This window comes from Bradyrhizobium sp. Rc3b (assembly GCF_900114915.1).
In the GTDB taxonomy this organism is placed as follows: Bacteria; Pseudomonadota; Alphaproteobacteria; order Rhizobiales; family Xanthobacteraceae; genus Bradyrhizobium.
Window position 1 is genome coordinate 155,314 of record NZ_FOUS01000007.1, and the last position, 18,706, is coordinate 174,019.

Annotated in this window: 19 protein-coding genes; 6 read left to right on the forward strand and 13 right to left on the reverse strand. The window is 64.1% G+C overall.

What is annotated here, in order from left to right; all coding sequences use genetic code 11:
• Nucleotides 1–400: 400 nt before the first annotated feature.
• The gene (locus BM190_RS17825) at nucleotides 401–1,123 is read right to left on the reverse strand and encodes an outer membrane protein (RefSeq protein ID WP_092257210.1); all 723 of its coding nucleotides are present in this window, start codon (nucleotides 1,121–1,123) and stop codon (nucleotides 401–403) included.
• Between the two features lie 253 nt (nucleotides 1,124–1,376).
• On the opposite strand from BM190_RS17825, the gene BM190_RS17830 reads away from it, so the two are divergent.
• Entirely contained in the window at nucleotides 1,377–1,697 is a 321-nt protein-coding gene (locus tag BM190_RS17830; RefSeq protein WP_092257759.1) for a DUF3551 domain-containing protein, read from the forward strand.
• A 1-nt stretch (nucleotide 1,698) separates the two neighbouring features.
• Nucleotides 1,699–1,965: a DUF3551 domain-containing protein gene (locus BM190_RS17835; RefSeq protein ID WP_018320195.1), complete on the forward strand. Its 267-nt coding sequence runs from the start codon at nucleotides 1,699–1,701 to the stop codon at nucleotides 1,963–1,965.
• Between the two features lie 50 nt (nucleotides 1,966–2,015).
• Here the strand turns inward: BM190_RS17835 and BM190_RS17840 are convergent, their stop codons facing one another.
• Both BM190_RS17840 and BM190_RS17845 read right to left on the reverse strand, forming a co-directional pair.
• Complete coding sequence (locus BM190_RS17840; RefSeq protein ID WP_092257762.1) at nucleotides 2,016–2,654, reverse strand: HD domain-containing protein; 639 nt, start codon at nucleotides 2,652–2,654, stop codon at nucleotides 2,016–2,018.
• 44 nt (nucleotides 2,655–2,698) lie between these two features.
• Nucleotides 2,699–3,160, reverse strand: a complete 462-nt coding sequence (locus BM190_RS17845) for a carboxymuconolactone decarboxylase family protein (RefSeq protein ID WP_018320193.1) — start codon at nucleotides 3,158–3,160, stop codon at nucleotides 2,699–2,701.
• 108 nt (nucleotides 3,161–3,268) lie between these two features.
• Here BM190_RS17845 and pdxR point away from each other — a divergent pair, with 108 nt between their 5' ends.
• The gene (pdxR, locus tag BM190_RS17850) at nucleotides 3,269–4,678 is read left to right on the forward strand and encodes a MocR-like pyridoxine biosynthesis transcription factor PdxR (protein WP_092257213.1); all 1,410 of its coding nucleotides are present in this window, start codon (nucleotides 3,269–3,271) and stop codon (nucleotides 4,676–4,678) included.
• A 22-nt stretch (nucleotides 4,679–4,700) separates the two neighbouring features.
• Here pdxR and map read toward each other — a convergent pair whose 3' ends face one another.
• From map to BM190_RS17865, 3 genes are all read right to left on the reverse strand, one after another.
• Nucleotides 4,701–5,450, reverse strand: a complete 750-nt coding sequence (gene map, locus BM190_RS17855) for a type I methionyl aminopeptidase (RefSeq protein ID WP_092257216.1) — start codon at nucleotides 5,448–5,450, stop codon at nucleotides 4,701–4,703.
• A 132-nt stretch (nucleotides 5,451–5,582) separates the two neighbouring features.
• A complete protein-coding gene (locus tag BM190_RS17860; protein ID WP_177237141.1) occupies nucleotides 5,583–6,482 on the reverse strand; it encodes a GNAT family N-acetyltransferase in 900 nt (299 codons plus the stop codon).
• Nucleotides 6,483–6,535: 53 nt separating this feature from the next.
• Nucleotides 6,536–7,912, reverse strand: coding sequence for an FAD-binding oxidoreductase (locus BM190_RS17865; protein ID WP_092257220.1), 1,377 nt, complete (start codon nucleotides 7,910–7,912; stop codon nucleotides 6,536–6,538).
• Nucleotides 7,913–8,020: 108 nt separating this feature from the next.
• On the opposite strand from BM190_RS17865, the gene BM190_RS17870 reads away from it, so the two are divergent.
• Both BM190_RS17870 and BM190_RS17875 read left to right on the forward strand, forming a co-directional pair.
• Entirely contained in the window at nucleotides 8,021–8,929 is a 909-nt protein-coding gene (locus tag BM190_RS17870) for a LysR substrate-binding domain-containing protein (protein ID WP_092257223.1), read from the forward strand.
• A gap of 140 nt (nucleotides 8,930–9,069) precedes the next feature.
• Nucleotides 9,070–10,377, forward strand: a complete 1,308-nt coding sequence (locus tag BM190_RS17875; protein ID WP_092257226.1) for a COG3904 family protein — start codon at nucleotides 9,070–9,072, stop codon at nucleotides 10,375–10,377.
• A gap of 48 nt (nucleotides 10,378–10,425) precedes the next feature.
• Here the strand turns inward: BM190_RS17875 and BM190_RS17880 are convergent, their stop codons facing one another.
• Nucleotides 10,426–11,205, reverse strand: coding sequence for a helix-turn-helix transcriptional regulator (locus BM190_RS17880; protein WP_092257230.1), 780 nt, complete (start codon nucleotides 11,203–11,205; stop codon nucleotides 10,426–10,428).
• Nucleotides 11,206–11,312: 107 nt separating this feature from the next.
• On the opposite strand from BM190_RS17880, the gene BM190_RS17885 reads away from it, so the two are divergent.
• Nucleotides 11,313–12,392, forward strand: a complete 1,080-nt coding sequence (locus tag BM190_RS17885) for a zinc-binding dehydrogenase (protein ID WP_092257234.1) — start codon at nucleotides 11,313–11,315, stop codon at nucleotides 12,390–12,392.
• 85 nt (nucleotides 12,393–12,477) lie between these two features.
• Here BM190_RS17885 and BM190_RS17890 read toward each other — a convergent pair whose 3' ends face one another.
• The 6 genes from BM190_RS17890 to BM190_RS17915 form a co-directional block, all read right to left on the reverse strand.
• Nucleotides 12,478–13,182, reverse strand: a complete 705-nt coding sequence (locus BM190_RS17890) for an ABC transporter ATP-binding protein (protein ID WP_092257239.1) — start codon at nucleotides 13,180–13,182, stop codon at nucleotides 12,478–12,480.
• Nucleotides 13,183–13,189: 7 nt separating this feature from the next.
• Nucleotides 13,190–14,470 (reverse strand): lipoprotein-releasing ABC transporter permease subunit, encoded by a 1,281-nt coding sequence (locus BM190_RS17895; protein WP_018320183.1) that lies wholly within the window; start codon nucleotides 14,468–14,470, stop codon nucleotides 13,190–13,192.
• A gap of 90 nt (nucleotides 14,471–14,560) precedes the next feature.
• Nucleotides 14,561–15,880: a proline--tRNA ligase gene (proS, locus tag BM190_RS17900; protein WP_018320182.1), complete on the reverse strand. Its 1,320-nt coding sequence runs from the start codon at nucleotides 15,878–15,880 to the stop codon at nucleotides 14,561–14,563.
• 144 nt (nucleotides 15,881–16,024) lie between these two features.
• Nucleotides 16,025–17,587, reverse strand: a complete 1,563-nt coding sequence (locus tag BM190_RS17905; RefSeq protein WP_092257242.1) for a copper resistance CopC/CopD family protein — start codon at nucleotides 17,585–17,587, stop codon at nucleotides 16,025–16,027.
• The gene (locus tag BM190_RS17910) at nucleotides 17,587–18,117 is read right to left on the reverse strand and encodes a YcnI family copper-binding membrane protein (RefSeq protein ID WP_092257245.1); all 531 of its coding nucleotides are present in this window, start codon (nucleotides 18,115–18,117) and stop codon (nucleotides 17,587–17,589) included. The genes BM190_RS17905 and BM190_RS17910 overlap by 1 nt, the downstream gene beginning before the upstream one ends.
• Nucleotides 18,118–18,146: 29 nt before the next feature.
• Entirely contained in the window at nucleotides 18,147–18,683 is a 537-nt protein-coding gene (locus BM190_RS17915; RefSeq protein ID WP_092257248.1) for a copper chaperone PCu(A)C, read from the reverse strand.
• Nucleotides 18,684–18,706: the final 23 nt, after the last annotated feature.

Consider the following 18,706-nt stretch of genomic DNA (forward strand, 5'->3'; position numbering starts at 1 on the left):
GACTCGCCTCGCAATGGTGAGGTGTCGCAGCTTCAGAGTCCACGCCGGAGCGGCCAATTGGCCGCGTCGTCCCGCTTTTCCCCAAGGGGGCACCGGTCGGGAGAGCATCGGTTTACAAACCGCTGCCCCTAGAGCTGCGGTATGACCTGCGCCCAGATCGCGATCATCCCGACGAACAGCGTGATCGACGCCAGTGCGGCGGCCTCTTCCACGAAAACCCTGAACATGGCTTGCTCCCTTGTTGGAACGTATACAGAACATTGTTCTCATTTCGTTCTCAAGAGTCAAGCCTGGCGGACGACCTCCAAAGGCAATGGTTAACTCGCTGAATTCACGCAATAAAAAAGCCCCGGCCTAAGCCGGGGCTTTTCGAGGACCGCTCGTTGACGAGCGGTCAGTCTCAGTAACGGCCGAGGATCGGACCGCCGAACTTGTAGTTCAGGCGGACGAGACCCATGTCGACGTCCTGCTTGACGCGCTCGACAGCGCCGCTGGCAAAGGTGATGTCGTGGTCGCCGAGGAAGATGTGGTTGTACTCGACGCCGACCGTCCAGTTCGGAGCAAAGCCATACTCCAGGCCCGCGCCAACCGTGGCACCCCAGCGGGTCTCGTCAGCCCGGTCGAGGTTTGCACCCGTAACAGTGCTGTAGACGTCGTACTTGTTGCTGACGACAGCCGCACCGCCCTTTGCGTAGAGCAGGACGTTGTTCCAGGCGTAGCCAACCTGGCCGGTGATCAGACCGAACGAGTCGACGCGCGTACGATTCCGGAATCCGGTGATGCCGCTGATGTTGTCACCCGAGAAGTCGGCCCAGTTGCCCTGGCCTTCGAGGCCGAACACGAACTGGCCGGACTGCCAGCGGTAACCGACCTGACCACCGACCGTGCCGCCGGTCGAGTTGTGCGAGCCTTCCGCACCGAAGTTAATCAGGTTCCACGACGTGTCCGCCGAACCGCCGCCGCCGTTGACGCCGATATAGAAGCCGCTCCAGTCATAGACCGCGGCGATCGCCGCCGGCGGTGCCTTGGTGTACGGCCGAGCTGCGAGGTCAGCAGCCAGCGCCGGCGCAGTCGCGCTCAGCGCGACAAGGCTCACAGCGGCAAGCAACAAATTCTTCTTCATTTGAGTCTCGTTCCAGTTTCGTCGTTAGGCCCCCTGGCCGCAGCGTGGTCATAACAGTGATCGACGGAATTGCTGTAACCTCGACGCAACAGTTCGCTCCAAAGGCCCGCGCTTCATTAATGAAGATTTATCAGCGCGTTCTGGAAACCCTTTGAAATAAGTGTTTTCTGTAGTTCCATTGTCGGCGACACGAGATAAATTGCATGCGCGCGTAACAACGTCGCGCGCACATTCGCGTGATGGAGAATTGAAGATGCGCAGACGAATTGCCCTCCCCATTGTCGCCACACTTTCGCTCGCACTCGCCACATTCGCATTCGTGTCGAGCGCATCAACACCCGCGCGCGCGTTCGGCATGCATCATCCATTCTGCCTCACCGGCGATGAATGGCCGGGCCTGAGCAATTGCAGGTTCGACACCTATGCGCAGTGTCAGGCGAGCGCATCGGGACGCGCGCTGACCTGCATCGCCAATCCGTATTTCGTCGGACAGAGCGACGACCCCTACGCCTATCAGAATCGTCCGCGCGCGCAGACGCAGGGCTATTCACCGGGCTACTTCCTGCCGCGCTGAGATGCGCTGCGCTCGACTCGCACTGGCCGTGATCGGCCTGCTTCTCGCGGGCGGATCTGCATGCGCGCAGACCTATGATCCGAGCTATCCCGTGTGCATGCAGATCTACGGCCAGGTCGGCTATTTCGACTGCCGCTACGGCTCGCTCGAGCAGTGCCGATATCTCGCCGTCGGGCGTTCGGCGACATGCGTGATGAACCCGTATTTTCCGCTGAAGAAACCAACGCGCCCTCGCCGCTCGAGCCCGCCGCCTCGCCCCGGATCCTAACCGTTTAGTTTCCGGCGGAGATAGGGCGGCGTAGGCGTGCGGCGATCGGCTCAGCTCTGCCAGGGCGTGCTGCGGATGCGCGTGCACGCATTCGGCTTGCGGAAGCTGGGATCGTGATCCTCGATGTAGTCGAAATTGACCGTCCCGAACGTCGTCTGCGGCTTCTTCAGCGCCGAGCAGGTTTGCACCTTCAGGAACTCGTTCTTGAAGTCACCGCGCGGAAACGCCGAGATCACCTGGGCGCGCTGCTCCGGCGTGTAGTCGTCATACCCAATGCCGACGACGTCCACCAGGACACCCGCGTTGGTGAGCGCGATTTCCGGCCGCATGAATTGCGGAATGCCGGGCGTGGTGTGCAGCGCGATTGCCTCCCACACCAGATCGGCTTGCGGCTCGGCGATGCCGCGCGCCCGCAAGAACTCACGCGCAGCGTCGGCTCCGTCAACCTCAAATCGCTTTGTCTGCGTGTGGTAATGGTCGACGAGGCCGAGATCGTGAAACAACGCCGCGACATAGAGAAGTTCGGGATCGAATTTAAGCTGCTGACGCAGCCCCTTCATGGCGCCGAAGACGTAGACCCGGACGGAATGGTTGAAAAGCATGTCGTCTTCGTAGCTGCGCACCAGTTCAGCCGCCTCGCGCGCCAGCTTGCTGTCGGGGATTTTGACGCCGGAAATCACACTCATCATCTTCAAGCTCCTGCTTTGCGTTTCGGCTGATGCCGCGCGATCCGTCAGGCCGCCTTCTCGAGCGCGGCCTGCGGAGTATTTCGGAAGCTGATCGACATGCGATTGTAGGCATTCATCAGGCTGATTGCGATCGTAAGATCGACAAGCTCGCGCTCGCTGAAGACCTTGCGGGCGGCTTGATAGGCCTCATCGGGCACGTTGGTCTCGGCGACGCGGGTGACAGTCTCGGCCCAGGCGAGAGCCGCGCGCTCGCGGTCGTCGAAGAGATCGCCGCCCTCGGCCCAAGCCTGCAGCAGCGCGAGCTTTTCGACCTTCACACCGCTCTTCAGCAGATCCCGCGTGTGCATGTCGAGGCAGTAGGCGCAGTTGTTGATCTGGGAGATGCGCAGGTAAGTGAGGGTCACCAGCGTCGCGGGAAGCCCGCTCTGCATCACGTAGCCATAGACGCCGCCCAGTGCCTTCGCGCCTGCCGGCGCAATGTGGTTGTAGTTGAGACGTTCACTCATCCGCTTTCTCCTTGATCATCGAGGAAGCCCCTCTTTCCTCCCTCAGATGCCCCTGTCGTGGTCTATAAAAAAGAACCAAGAACGCGAGAAAATCGTGTACCAAGGGTCATGACCAGATCGCTGCGGTTGAAGCTCGACCGATCGGCGAAGACGCCGCTGGCGGAGCAAATCCACAGGGGGATCAGGGCCGCCATCGAGCGCGGCGTGCTCGCCCCGGGCGCGCGCCTGCCCTCATGGCAGGATTTGGCGGCCCAGCTTGGCGTCGCGCGCGGCACCGTGCGCTCAGCCTATGACAAGCTCTCATCGGCCCAACTGATCATCGCGGCCCGCGCGACAGGCACGCACGTCGCCGACCGACCGTCCATTCCCGTGCGGCGGGACAAGGCGCCGGACCCCGGCTCGTTCATGGAGATGTACCAGGAGCTCACGGCGGGGCCGGCGATCTTCCAGATGGGCGTGCCTTCGCAGGAGACCTTTCCTGCGACGCTGCTCGCGCGAATGCGCGCACGGGCAATTCGCGTCGAGATGAGCGCACCTGCGATCTACCCCGATCCGCGCGGCGAGCTGGACTTGCGCCGCGAGATCGCGGCCTATCTTGCGCTGGCGCGCGGGATCGAATGCGCACCGTCCCAGATCATCATCACCAGCGGCTTCAGCGGCGGCCTCGGCCTGGCGCTCCGTGTCCTCGACCTCGGGCAAAGGAAGAAAGTCTGGATGGAGGATCCCGGCTTTCCCTTCACCCGGCACGGCCTCGAACTTGCGGGATTGTCGATCGTGCCAATCAAGGTTGACGCAGATGGGATCGATGTCGATGACGGCCTGCAACAAGCGCCCGACGCCACGCTGGTTGTCGTGACACCGGGGCAGCAGGCGCCGCTCGGATCCACGCTGTCACTGGCACGTCGATCGCGCCTGCTCGACTGGGCAACCCAAAACAACGCGTGGGTGATCGAGGATGACTATCTCAGCGAACTTCAGCTCAAGGGCCGGGCCACGCCGGCGCTCGCCTCGCTCGATCGCGCCGGCCGCGTCATTCACATTGGCTCCTTCAGCAAGACCGTAACGCCTGCCCTACGGCTTGGCTTTGTCGTTGCACCGGCCGCTCTGGCGTCGCGATTTGCCGAGACTGCGGCGTGCCTCGCGCCGGCACCCGGACCAGCGGTGCAGCTCGCCACGGCAGACTTCATCCGCGAGGGCCATTATCTGCGGCATCTGCGGCGCACCAAGCGCGCCTACACCGCGCAAGGCGATGCATTGCTGAAGCAGCTTCGAACGCGCACCACGAACGTTGCGATTGCAGGACTGGCCGCGGTCCTGCGCTTGCCGGACGGAGCGCCTGATCTCGCCATCGCCAGGCAAGCTGCATCGTTCGGACTGGCGCCCACGCCGCTCTCGCTCTGGTATGCCTCGAAGGCTTCGGCGCGTCCGGGACTGTTGCTGGGCGTCGCGACGTCTCCACTCAAAAGGATCGACGCGTCCTGCGACCGGCTCCTTCAGATCATCGACCGTCTGACATGATCCGACTCCGACCTCGGCGGCCTCAACCCGCCCTCGTCACGATCAAAGGTCCGTTGCGGGTGGCGACAACCGTGTGCTCGTATTGAACGGTCGGCGCCTCGGGGCTGCTGTAGAGCGTCCATGGGTCGTCGCCATTCTCCGCCCATTCGGCACCCATGGAGAGGAACGGCTCGACGGTGAACACGAGGCCATCCTTCATGATGCGGCGTTCGGAGCGGTCGGGCCAGGTTGCGATCTCCGTCGGCTCCTCATGGAGCGACAGGCCGACGCCGTGACTGGCCAGATTCCTGACCAGGCTGTAGCCGTTCTTTCGCGCAAATGTCCCGATCGCCTGGCCGATGCCGGCAATCGGCCTGCCGGCGCCAACCTGCTGCAGGCCGGTCCACATCGCCCGCCGGCCGTCCCGGCAAAGACGTTCGATCGCGCGGTTTACGGGGGGAACGGCGAACGAGGCTCCCGTATCGGCAAAGAAGCCGTTCTTCTCGGCTGACACGTCGATGTTCACGAGGTCGCCGCGCGCGATCCGCCGTTCGCCCGGAATGCCGTGAGCGATCTCCTCGTTCACGCTGATGCAGGTCGCCCCGGGAAAATCATAGGCCAGCTCCGGCGCCGAACGCGCGCCAGCGGCCTCCAGCAACTTTCGCCCGATCTGATCGAGCTCGGAGGTGCTCATGCCCGGCTCAATCGCCTTCCCCATCGCCTCCAGCACATTGGCGACGATGCGACCGATCTCTTTCAGGCGCGTCAGGTCGTTGTCATCGGAGATTGTCATGTCAGGGCTCTTGTCCGGGAGGCCCGGACATAGCCCCTGCGAGGCCGGCTTGCAAACGCAGCATGTACGCCAGAATCGTTCGCGCAGCCGCGTCAGCGTTCCGCCAACGCGGGATCGCAAGTCCTGCCAGATCTACATGAAGCCCGGATTGCGCGGAAGGTAACTAACCCAATCTCCGAACTGTCGATTGGACATCAGCAGCATCGGGAACGTCAGATGCATGCCGTGGTCGGTCGCCACCTTGAGCGCCGGCTCGCTCGAACCCGGCAGGAAGGCCGAGATGGTTGCAACATCGCTCCGCGCCGCCAACGAAAGCGCAGCTGCCAAGGCGGGGCCAACCAGATCCGGCCGGCGGACCGCGAGCGGACCAATGTGACCATCCGAAATATAGACATACCCGACGCACTCGCGGCCGGCGTGAATGGTGAACCCGTTCGTCGTGCTGTCGCCGATGAGATATCGATGATGCTTCGCTCTGGAGACGCCGAGAGCGCTGACATCGATCGGCACCAGGTGCTCGAACCGGGCCGTCGCGGCGGCAAGAGGTTCAAGACGCAGCGGCGGCTCGGCCAACCGTGACGCCAGGCGTTCACGAGGCACGCTGACCATGTAGATCAGACAGCGCGGGAATAGTCCGTGACGGATGTAGAGGCCCTGCGACACGTTGTTGAAGGTGAAGGTGATCAACGCTTTGACGGATGCTCCGCGCGTTACCGCGTGAGCGAATGACTTGCCGAGCAATTGATTGCCAATGCCGTCGCTCTGCCGATCAGGCGCCACGAACAGCTGCGCCAAGAACCAAAGCTCGCCACACACCCAACTCCACGCGAAGCCGACAATGTCTCCGTCGTCCTCGGCAACCCATAGACCTTCGGGATCATCGGCGAGCGAAAAGGCTTGAAAATGCTGCGGGCGAGAGGAAGCCATCTTGCCGAACCCCCGCCGTTCCGTGAGTTCGTTGATGCTGGCGACCACGAGCTCGTCGGCTCTCGCCAAATCGTCGCTACAAGCGGGTCGGCACACGACAGCCATTCTCGAATTCTCCCGAAGACGGCCATGAGAGCGACGAAATCCTCAACCGGCCATCAGGCCAGGGGCCGGATGTTCTGGTTCATCCGGAAGAAGTTCGTCGGATCGTATTTCGCCTTGATCCGCTGCAGGCGCCGGTAGTTCGGTCCATAGGCCGCCGCGACAGGATCGCCCGTCTCGTCATCGTCGAGATAATTGACATAGCGGCCGGAGGCGAAGAAAGGTCGCATCCTTTCGTAGGTGTCGCGCGCCCAGGATATGCAGCGGCTGGTATCGCTGGCCTGCATCCACTGCGCGAGAATCAGGAAATTATAGCCCTCCTGCCGATGCGGGAATGCCGTATCCCCGGCATCGACGCGGGCCGCCGCGCCGTGGACGTGTTCGACCAGGAACTGCCCCATGGGAGTCGGGCAGCGCGCGAAGCATTCGATCATGGTCGCAATCGCGCCATCACTGAGCTCCGCGAGGAAGTTCGATTTCCAATAGTTGAAGGCGCCTTTCGGATAGTTGGCGTCGAGCATGCGGTTGAGGTCGCAATAGGGAATCGGCCCGACTGCATCCAGGATCGGAGTCCCGAACTGTTTCAGCGGCCGCACCGCTCGTTCGGCATCCGCCAGCGGTCCGCAGTGACTGGTGACCAGGACCGCGACCTCCGTGCCGGAGCCGTCCGGCGCATGCGTCAGGGATGCAAACAGCATGTGCTCGTCCGCGAGCGACCGCGTGCTGGTCCGGAAGAATTCGAGCACCTCACGGGAGCGTTCGATGGGATGGACAATCGGACCGCCGGTCATGATCGGTCCGACCGTATGAAGATCGTATTCGAGACTGGTGGCGATCCCGAAGTTTCCGCCGCCGCCGCGGAGGGCCCAGAACAGATCGGGCTCCTCTTGCCTGCTGGCGCGCAAAACCTTGCCATCGGCGGTGACGAGTTCGACGGCTCGCAGATTATCCAGTGCCAGACCGTACTTGCCCATCAGCCAGCCCAGTCCTCCGCCGAGGGTCAGGCCGGCAATCCCGGTGGTCGAGACCACGCCGCCGGTGACCGCAAGTCCGTGAAGTTGCGTTTCGCGATTGACCTCGCCCCAGGTGGCCCCGCCCTGCGCCCAAACGGTCTTGCCAACAGGGTCGACCCGGACACCCTTCATGGGCGAGAGGTCAATCATGATCCCCCCGTCGATGGTCGCGCGTCCTGCTACATTGTGGCCGCCGCCGCGAACGGCGACCTCGAGGCCGAGCTTGGTCGCAAGAGCGACGGCGTCAACGACGTCGGCCACGCTGCGGCACCTGGCGATCAATGCCGGCCGCTTGTCGACCAGCCCGTTATGGACCTTTCGCGCCTCCTCATAGCCCTCGTCCGCCGGTTTGAGGAGTTGCCCTCCAAAGGAGGTGCCAAGATCGGCGGCAGCGCTTGCGACAGATGCGATGGACGACATGACCTGATCTCCTCAGCTTGACCCGCCATATCCTTGACCGCGCACTATCTCCGCGCAAATCCGAAGAATTCAGGTGACGATGAATTAGTTTCACCTAGACTGGACGGCATGCACAAGCTCCCGCCCCTGATCGAGCTTCGGGCTTTTGAAGCCGCCGCCCGCCATCTGAGCTTCAAGAAGGCAGCGGCAGAACTCGGCGTGACGCCAACGGCGATCAGCCACCAGATCGGGTTGCTCGAGCTTTATTGCGGTCGCGCTCTGTTCCGCCGCAGACCAAGGCCGCTCTCGTTGACCGATGCCGGAGCGCGGCTTTTCCCCGCCATACGCGGCGGGCTCGAAGTGTTTGCCGCGGCCATTGCGAGCGTCAAGCAGGAAGGCGCCCAACAGCCTCTCCGAGTGACGACAACCAACGCATTCGCCAGCCGCTGGCTCGTGCCCCGCCTGCCCCTGTGGCGCAAGTTGCATCCCGACGTGCCGCTGGAGGTCATCGGCACCGACACGGTGCTCGATCTGCAGGCCGGAGACGGCGACGTCGCCATTCGCTACGCGACCAGCCGAGTACGGCCGACAGACGGCATCGTCGAAGATCTCTTCACCGATACATTCTGGGCCGTCTGCAGTCCGCGCCTGCTTGCAACGGGGCGCGTGATGCGACCGGTCGACCTCGCAAATCACGTCCTGATCCACTCTTATTGGTCGCCGGCCGATCGTGAGCCGCCCACCTGGCAGCGATGGCTCTCCGCGGCTCAGCGCAGATGGCGTGATGTGCCCCCGTTCAAGGACATGCAGCATCTGAGTTTCCGCGAGGAATTGCACGCCATCGAGGCGGTGATCGCAGGACAAGGAATCGGAGTGTTCAGTGATGTGCTGACGGCACACGACCTTGCCGCCGGTACGCTCGTGAAGGCGTTCAAGTTGAGCTTGCCTGGCTACGGCTTCCATGTGGTCAGCAAGGCAGGCCATCCGCGCGAGAGAACCATCCGCGCCTTTTCGGAATGGTTACGGTCAAATCCTTGATCCGCGTCCCTGTGCCGTTCGAGATGTCCACTCCGTGTCCAACGAAAAAACGTGGACCGCCATGCCACCGCAAGTTGTGACCACGCCGATCGTCGTATAGCGTCAGTCACGGTCCCTCACCATACGTAGTCGATCGCTCCATGCTCGCCCGAATATTGCTTCTGCTGGCCTTGCTGTCGCTTCCCGGCGCATTGCGTGCCGAAGGAACCCCGGCCGAGAAACCCGGCTTTGCCTCCAGGCTGACGATCTATCTCGCCAAGGGCGCGCCCGACGCGTGCGGGCCGGGCTGCGACCGCTGGATCGCGATCGAAGGCCAGATCGATCAGGACGCAGCGTCCCGCATTCGCCGCTTCCTCGCCGGCGTCAAGGACCTGCAGCGCCCGATCTACCTCCATTCGCCCGGTGGAAACGTTGAGCAGTCCTATGTCATCGCCCGGCTGCTGCGCAGCCGCAAGGCGATCGCCCGGGTTGGCCGGACGATCGCAACGGCGTGCGCCGCGGGCACGCAGATCGACGCCGCATGCCTGAAGATCAAGAACGCGACCGGCGAGGTCGAGGCCGAACTCAGCACCTATCACGCGATGTGCAACTCGGCCTGCGGCTACCTGTTTCTCGGAGCGACCTCTCGCGAGGTTGCGCCCGATGCCGCGCTGGCGGTCCATAACTCCAGGCTGATCCTCCGGTTTCGAGGCGATCCGCCTCCGGAAGTGGTCGCCGAAGCGCGGCGGCGCCGGATCGCCGGCGCCGACCGCGACCGCGCCGCGTTCATTGCGGCGATGGGAATCAGCCGCGAGCTCGATGCGCTGATCAGCACCGTGAAGTTTGAAAGGCTGCACGTGCTGACGCGGCCCGAGCTCTACCGGTTCGGGATCGACACGCGACCGTTGGCCGAGACGACGTGGCGGCTGGAAAAGGGAGCGCGGCCCTTCATCAGCAAGATCGCCGCGGTGAAGAAGGAGAGCGACGCCTCGTTCCGGACCATGGAATGGCGCCTGTACTGCGAAAACAAGAAGCGCGTGCCGCTGATGTTCGCGGGTGAGATCGACGCATCGGCCGCCGGCAAGAAAACGATTCTCATCGCGGCCAGCGCCGACATGAGCAAGCAAGCCGGAGGGCCTCCGGTGCGGTTCGGGAAGTACGAGGTCTGGAACGGCGCCGTCGACCCCGACATGGTCAAGGCGGTACTGGCCTCGCACTCCCTGCAGGTCCGGGAAACCACGCCGGAACCAGAGGGACGGGCTGACGTCACGAGCTTCAACATCGACACGACCGGTTTGGCCTCGGTGTGGACGCAGCTCGGGACGTCCTGCACCTCGGTGGCGACAGGCCCGGCAAAACCCTGGCCGGCGAATTCTCTGCAGCCGACACCCTGGACGGACAATCCATGGACAGCAGGCGGTACCCTGCCGAACGCCAGCGCAACGCCCGCGGCCACGCAGTCGCCGTAGCGCGCAGGCTTGCAAAGCAGTCTTCAAGAGCTGGAGCCTGCCCCTCCCTCAGTTCTCGACCGGCGTGTAGATCACCAGCTTCAGCGCGGGATCGTCGTTGGCCTGGAAGCTGGTGTGCTCGAACCGGAGTACACCCCTGGTCGGATGGTTCATGGTCTTGAGGCCCGCGGCGGTGCTGCGGATGTCGTGGGCTTCCCACCATTTGACGAATTCCGGACTGCCCTGGCGCAGCCTTGTCAGCAGTTCAGCGAATGCGGGATCGCCGGCCCAGACGTCGTGATTGGCGCGGAACATCGCGACCATGCTCCTGGCGACGTCGGTCCAGCTCGCGCCGTAGAATTTTCGCGTCTGCTTGTTGGTCATCACCAGCAGCAGCGTGTTGCGATCCTGCTCGGGCAACTGACCGAAGGCAAAGACCTCTTCGGCCGCCGCGTTCCAGGCCAGCACATCCCAGCGGCGCCCGGTGATATAGGCCGGCTGGGGCAGGCTCTCGATCATCCGCCGAATGGGCGACGGCACGATCTCGCGCGTGAACGCCCCCCTGGCGCCGTCGCGCGCCAGCGCCTTCAAATGCGCGTGCTCGGTCTTGCTGAGGCGGAGTGCGCGGGCCAGCGCATCGACGGTGGTCACCGACGGGCTGACGGTGCGGCCCTGTTCGAGGCGGATGTACCAGTCGACGCCGATGCCGGCGAGCTGCGCGACCTCCTCGCGGCGCAGCCCCGCGGTGCGCCGGCGCCGGCCGACCGGAAGGCCAACGGTCTTCGGCGACAGCTTTTCGCGGCGAGACCTCAGGAAGTCGCCGAATTCAACGCGGCGCGGATCGGCCATGATGTCGCTCCCGCATGGAGGGTCCTTGGAATACTAGGATAATACCAGGCCTTCTTGGCCCGTCCAAGGCGGCGCATATGGGATTCACCGCTTTGAGGTGAACATCCATGAAAGCTGCCGTACTCAAATCCCTTGGATCGCCGCTGGTGATCGAGGACGTTCCGAAGCCGACCATCGGAACCGGTGAGGTTGTCGTCGACATCGTCGCCACGCGCGTGCTGTCGTACATGAACGAGGTTTTTGACGGGACGCGCAATTACGCGCTCGATCTGCCTGTTATCCCCGGTCCCGGCGGCATCGGCCGGGTGCGCGCGATCGGCCCGGATGCCACCAAGCTCAGCGTCGGCGACTGGGTGTTTTGCGATCCGACGGTGCGCTCGCGCGACGACACCGTTGCGCCCGATATCGCCCTGCAAGGGCTCACCGCCACCGGCCCCGGCGGCATGCGCCTGCAACAGCATTTTCGCCACGGCTCCTTTGCCGAGCAGATGCGCTTGCCGACCGAGAATGTGAAGCGGCTCGGCGCGATCGCGCCGGAGGAGGCGACGCAATGGTGCGCGCTCGGCACGCTGCTGGTGCCTTACGGAGGCTTTCTCGCTGCCAACCTTAGACCAGGCGAGACCGTGCTGGTGAGCGGGGCCACCGGCAATTTCGGCAGCGCCGCCGTTTCGGTCGCGCTCGCGATGGGCGCAGCCGGCGTGGTCGCGCCCGGCCGCAACGAGAGAATCCTGGCCGACCTCGTCCGCCGCTTCGGCAACCGCGTGAGGCCGGTCAAGCTTACGGGCAATGAAGATCACGACCGCGAGGCGATGAAGCGCGCAGCGCCCGGCCCGATCGATTGCGTGTTCGACATCATGCCGCCCTCGGTGAGCACGGAGGTCGTGCGCGCGGCGATCATGACGGTGCGCCCCTATGGACGCGTCGTGCTGATGGGCGGCGTCGGCATGGCCGGCGGCGCGGGCCTTGAACTGCCCTATCCCTGGATCATGCGCAACTGCATCAGTATCCACGACGTCTGGATGTACCCGCCCGATGCCGCGAGCCGTCTGATCGCGCTGGTGCGCGCGGGGCTGCTCAGGCTGGAGGAATATGAGACGATGGCCTTCGACCTCGACCACGCCAACGAGGCGGTGGCGCACGCCGCGGCCAATGGCGGGCCATTCAAGCTGACGGTGATCCGGCCTTGAGTCTCAGGGTGCGGCGCAATGGCGATTTTTTTCGCAAGCCCCGCCAAGCACTTGGCTACTGTGCATGGGGTTGTTTTCGCGTTTTTTACTCGAGCTCGATCACCTGGCCGTTCGACAGCGAGACGCGCCGGTCCATGCGCCCGGCGAGCTCCATGTTGTGGGTCGCGATTAGCATCGACACCTTGGTCGCCTTGACCAGCTGCATCAGCGCCTGGAACACGTGATCGGCCGTGTGCGGATCGAGGTTGCCGGTCGGCTCGTCCGCAAACAGCACCCGCGGTGCATTGGCAACCGCGCGCGCGATCGCGACGCGCTGCTGCTCGCCGCCGGACAGCTCGGCCGGGCGATGGGTGATGCGGTCGCCGAGGCCGAGATAGCCCAAAATCTCCTTGGCGCGCTTGACGCTCTCGGACTTCTTCAGACCGCGGATCATCTGCGGCATCATGACATTCTCCAGCGCCGAGAATTCCGGCAGCAGCCGGTGCGACTGGTAGACGAAGCCGATATCGGTGCGGCGGAGCTGGGTGCGCTCGATGTCGGGCAGCTGCGAAGTCGGCGCGCCCGAGACATAGACCTCGCCGGAATCGGGCGCTTCCAATAGCCCCGCGATGTGCAGCAGCGTCGATTTGCCCGAGCCTGACGGAGCGACCAGCGCCACCGACTGGCCGGCCCACAGCGCGAGCTTGGCGCCATCGAGGATCGTCAGCGGCACCTCGCCCTGCAAGTACTGCCGCTTTATCTCGTGGAGATAAATGACCGGAACGTCTTCCGCCCCCTGCTGCTGCTCCATCAACCCCTCACTCGTACCGCAGCGCTTCGACGGGATCGAGGCGCGCGGCGCGCCACGACGGATACAGCGTCGCCAGGAACGACAGCGTCAGCGCCATGATGACGACGGCCGTGGTCTCGCCGACGTCGATCTCGGCGGGCAGTTTCGACAGGAAATAGAGCTCTGGCGAGAACAGCTCGGTGCTGGTCAGCCATGACAGGAATTGCCGGATGGATTCGATGTTGAGGCAGATCACGAGGCCGACGACAAAGCCGACCAGCGTGCCGACCACGCCGATCGAGGCGCCCGTGATCAGGAAGATGCGCATGATCGAGCCCTGCGAGGCGCCCATCGTGCGCAGGATCGCGATGTCGCTGCCCTTGTCCTTCACCAGCATGATCAGGCCGGAGACGATGTTGAGCGCTGCGACCAGCACGATCATGGTCAGGATCAGGAACATCACGTTGCGCTCGACCTGGAGCGCGTTGAAGAAAGTCGAATTGCGCTGCCGCCAATCCACCAGGAACACCGGCCTGCCCGCAGCCTCGGTCACGGCCTGACGGAAGGCGACGATCTGATCGGGATTGGTGGTGAACACCTCGATCGAGGTGACGTCGTTGCTGCGGTTGAAATAGGCCTGCGCTTCCGCAAGCGGCATGAACACGAAGCCGAGATCGTATTCGGACATGCCGATCTCGAACACGGCGACGATCTTGTACGGTTTTATGCGCGGCGTCGTGCCCATGGGCGTCACCGCACCCTTCGGCGCCACCAGCGTGATGCTGTCGCCGGCATGCAGCGACAGCTGGTCGGCGAGGCGCCGGCCGATCGCGACGCCCTGCCCGTCGTCAAAGCCCTCGAGCGAGCCCTGCTTGATGTTCTTGGCGATCGAGGTGAGGTTGTTGAGGTCGTCGGAGCGGATGCCGCGCACCAGCACGCCCGAGGCGTTCCAGGGCGAGGACGCCAGCGCCTGGCCGTCCACCACGGGTGCGGCGAGCCGGATGCCTTTGACCTGGCTGAGGCGGTCGGCGACGTCCTTCCAGTCGGTCAGCGGCGATTCCAGCGGCTGAACCAGGATGTGCCCGTTCAGCCCCAGGATCTTGTCGAGCAGCTCTTTGCGGAAGCCGTTCATCACCGCCATGACGATGATCAGCGTCGCCACGCCCAGCATGATGCCGAGAAAGGAGAACCCGGCGATGACCGAGATGAATCCCTCCTTGCGGCGCGCCCGCAAATAGCGCGCCGACAGCATCCACTCGAATGGCGCAAAAGGCGCGGTTTGCACGGTTTCGGTCATGGTCTCATCCATCGCTCGATAATCCCATGATTCGGGGTCAATTGTGGCCGGATTGGCGGCCGCGATATCGGGCGATGAACAATATTCAGCCGACCAGGCTTATCAGCCCACAAGTCTTGCGACCGCGTCTGCAGGCGACATGGTCTCGCGGGAGCCGTCGGCTCGCCGCTTGATCTCGACCTTGCCGTCAGCGAGCCCCTTCGGGCCGATCATGATCTGCCAGGGGATACCGATCAGGTCGGCGGCGGCGAATTTGGCGCCGGCGCGCTGGTCGGTGTCGTCATAGAGCACGTCGACGCCCTTGGCGGTGAGCTCGGCATAGAGCTTCTCGCAGGCGGCATCGACCGCGGCATCGCCCTGCTTGAGATTGAGAATCGACACGCGGAACGGCGCGACAGCCTCCGGCCATTTGATGCCGGCATCGTCATGGCAGGCCTCGATGATCGCGCCGAGCAGGCGCGAGACGCCGACGCCGTAGGAACCGCCATGGATCGGCACATCGACGCCGTCGGGACCCGCCACCAGGGCCTTCATCGCGTCGGAATATTTGGTCCCGAAATAGAAGATCTGGCCGACCTCGATGCCGCGGGTGTTCACCCGCTTGTCCGCCGGCACTTCCTGCTCGAAGCGCGCGGCGTCGTGGACGTCCTCCGTGGCGGCGTAGACCGAGGTCCATTGCTTGATGATCGGCGTCAGGTCGCTGTCGTAGTCGACGTCCTCGCCCGGCACCGGCAGGTCCAGCACGTCGCGATTGATGAACACACCGGATTCGCCGGTTTCGGCCAGCACGATGAACTCGTGGCTGAGATCGCCGCCGATCGGGCCGGTCTCGGCGCGCATCGGGATCGCCTTCAGCCCCATCCGCGCAAAGGTGCGCAAATACGCCACGAACATCTTGTTGTAGGCGACGCGCGCCGCGGCTTCGTTGAGGTCGAACGAATAAGCATCCTTCATCAGGAACTCGCGGCCGCGCATCACGCCGAAACGCGGACGCTGCTCGTCGCGGAATTTCCATTGGATATGATAGAGATTCAGCGGCAGGTTCTTGTAGGACTTCACATAGGCGCGGAAGATCTCGGTGATCATTTCCTCGTTGGTCGGCCCGTACAAGAGCTCGCGCTTGTGGCGGTCGGCGATGCGCAACATCTCCGGACCATAGGCGTCATAGCGGCCGCTCTCGCGCCAGAGATCGGCAAGCTGCAGCGTCGGCATCAACAGTTCCAGCGCGCCGGAGCGGTCCTGCTCCTCGCGCACGATCTGCTCGATCTTCTTCAGCACGCGGAAGCCGAGCGGCAGCCAGGCATAGATACCGGCGGCTTCCTGCCGGATCATGCCGGCGCGCAGCATCAGCCGATGCGAGACGATCTCCGCCTCTTTCGGATTTTCCTTCAGGATGGGCAGAAAGAACCGCGACAACCGCATGGTAATACTCTGGGAATCAGTGATGGGTTGCAGTGAAACCGGATTGAGAGCGAAAACACAAGACCGGGAATGAGGAAAAGCCGCTAACGCAACGGAATTCCTGTCATTTTTCCGTCGGACTTCAGGTTCAGGCCGAGCTGCGTCTCACGGCGGCGTGACGTCGAGTTCATCTTCGAGCGTGATCTGCTCGAAGTCGGTCACCAGCGCGTCGATCCGCACGTGCCAGCGGCCGGCAAAGGGCAGCTCGACCTTGCGCACATGCCAATAGCCATCGGGCCCGAGCGAGGCCCTTCGCTCCATCGGCTCGATGCCGCGCTCGGGCAGGCTCAGGGTCAACGTCGCCTCCTTGGCCGCCAGCGGCGTCCCTTCGCCGGTCATGAGCTGGAGCACGACATCATTGGCCCCCGCCTTGCCTGGCGAGACCAGGACCTGGAACATCGCCTTGTCGCTATGGATGTGGATCGCCAAAGGCGTCTCCGGCACGATCGTCCGCGGCGGCGGCGTGAAGCGCCAGCCGGCGACCACCGCCAGGATGGCGAGAGCAATCGTACCTTCCAGCACGATCGAGCGCTTGAGCGCGGGCGTCCCTGTCTCGTTCCGGGCCAGAGCCGGAGTCAACCGGAACCGATTGAGCGCGGCCAGCGCCAGCAATCCCGTGACCAGAACTAGCTTGACCGAGAGGATCAGCCCGTAGCGAGTCTCGACCAGCGCTCCAGGCTTTTCGAGCTGCACGATCGCGAGTGCGAGGCCGGTCAAGGCCAACACGCCGACCGCGAGCGCAGCAATGCGGGAAAAGCGGTTCACAATCGCGAGCGTCGCAATCGTCGGCTTCGACACCAGCGCCACGAGCGGCGCGAGAGCACCGATCCAGATGGTGACACCGAGGCCATGAAGAAAGATTGCAGGCCGGGTCAACGCCTCAGGCGGGGCCGTTGCGGCGTGCCCGGTCATGGCGAGCGACAGACCGACGCCGACCAACGCCATGATCGCAAGCGCACGCGCGTACCACGCACTGCGCAGCGCCATCAACGCGAGTAGCATCGCAAGCAGGGCAACCAGCAGCGCAGGGCCGGCGCTGGTCGCGAGGGCGACTTTCCAGGGAGCAGCGGTCGCGAGGGCTGTCAGCGGCAGCCCGAGGAGATCGAGGCCCAAGGCGCCGACGGACGCCAGCGCGCTCGGGAGACCGAGGACGAGCGCCATGCGCGGGACAGCCATGCCGGTCATCGACCACGCAACCCAGCGCGCGAAGAACACGCCGCCGACGCCGACGAACAGCCCAACGTACAGGCCGACGCGCGCCAGCCAGATCAGCGCGTTCAACCCGCTATCCTCAGCGGCGGCAGGCTTCGTCGCGGTCGGCATGCCAATCGAGAAGATCACCGATCCGGTGACGGGATGGCCGTCCTGCGAGATCACGCGATAGCTGACGACCGCGGTCCCCTCAGGCAGATCCGCCGGCATCGCGACCGAAATCGTCTCGCCCGATGCGCTGACGCGCGCATCATCCCGCGCCCTGCCCGCACCATCGATCAGCCGGATCGCGCCCGGCGTTACCGCCTCGTTGAAGCGCAGCTCCACCGCCTTGGGCCCGGTCGCAAGCATGCTGCCGCTCGCCGGCTCGACCGAGACCAGCGCCGCATGCGCCGATGCACCGCTTGCGAAGCCGGCAACGAGGAGCAGCGTCGCAAGCGCGGCGAAGAGGCGCATCAGGGTTTTGGCAGCAGTTTCACGCCCGGCGCCGGCGACTTGCCCTCGGACTTGCCCTCATGTGAATGCCCTGCCCCCGCCGCCGGAATTTCGATCCAGCGGCTGACGCCGGCCTCGCATTCCTGAACGACGGGGAAGTACAGAACCGTGTTCGGCTTCAGGCTGTCGGTCAGGAACGTGCTGAGGACGAATTCGTCATAGTTCTTGTCCGGCAGCTTGCCGCCGGACCACGCCACCTCCTTGACGCCGGAGGAGAGCTTGTTGCCGTGATAGTCGTATTCCCCGGCATATTTGCCCTCGACGACATCGATGGTCCAGCCGGCCTTCGGCATCGGCTTCACCGCGATCACCCCTTCCGGAATCTGCACCCGGATCTTCACCGTCGGCGAGCCCGCGCAGCCATGCGGCACGGTGAAGACGGCCTTGTAGGACGCGCCGACCGTGGCTTGCTTGGTCTCGATCGACACGTGCGCCGCCGCCGGCGAGGTGGCGAGCGCGGCAACCAGGATCAGGCAGGATTGCTTCGACATGTTCGGTCTCCCGAGAGTCCAGATCAATCTCATTTCATCTTCATTCCCGAGTGATCCGGCATTTTCTTCATGTCCATATGACCTGAATGCCCGGCATCGCCAGGCGCCTGCGCGCCGACGCCCTGGACGTCGAGTGAGACCGCGACCTTGCCGGCCTTCTCGAATTGCAGCGTCACCGGCACCTTGTCGCCCTGCTTGAACGCGCCCTTCAGCTCCTGGAGCATCAAATGATTGCCGCCGGGCGCGAGCTTCACCGTCTTGCCGGCATCGATGGCGAGCCCCTTGTCGAGCGGGCGCATCTTCATCACGCCATTGTCCATCGCCATCTCGTGAATCTCGGCCTTGCCCGCGATATCGGCGGACACGCTGACCAGTCTGTCGGCCGCCGTGCCCTTGTTCTCGATGGTCAGATAGCCGCCGGCGACCTTCGCGCCGCCCGGCGTCGCCCGGCTCCAGGCCTGCGAGACGACGAGATCGCCGGCCTTGACGTCGTCGGCGACCGCCGGTGCTGCGGAGATCGCGAGAGCGAACGCAGCGAACAGCACGTTTTTCGAGATTGTCTTCATATCGGTATTCCCTTTGCAGACTG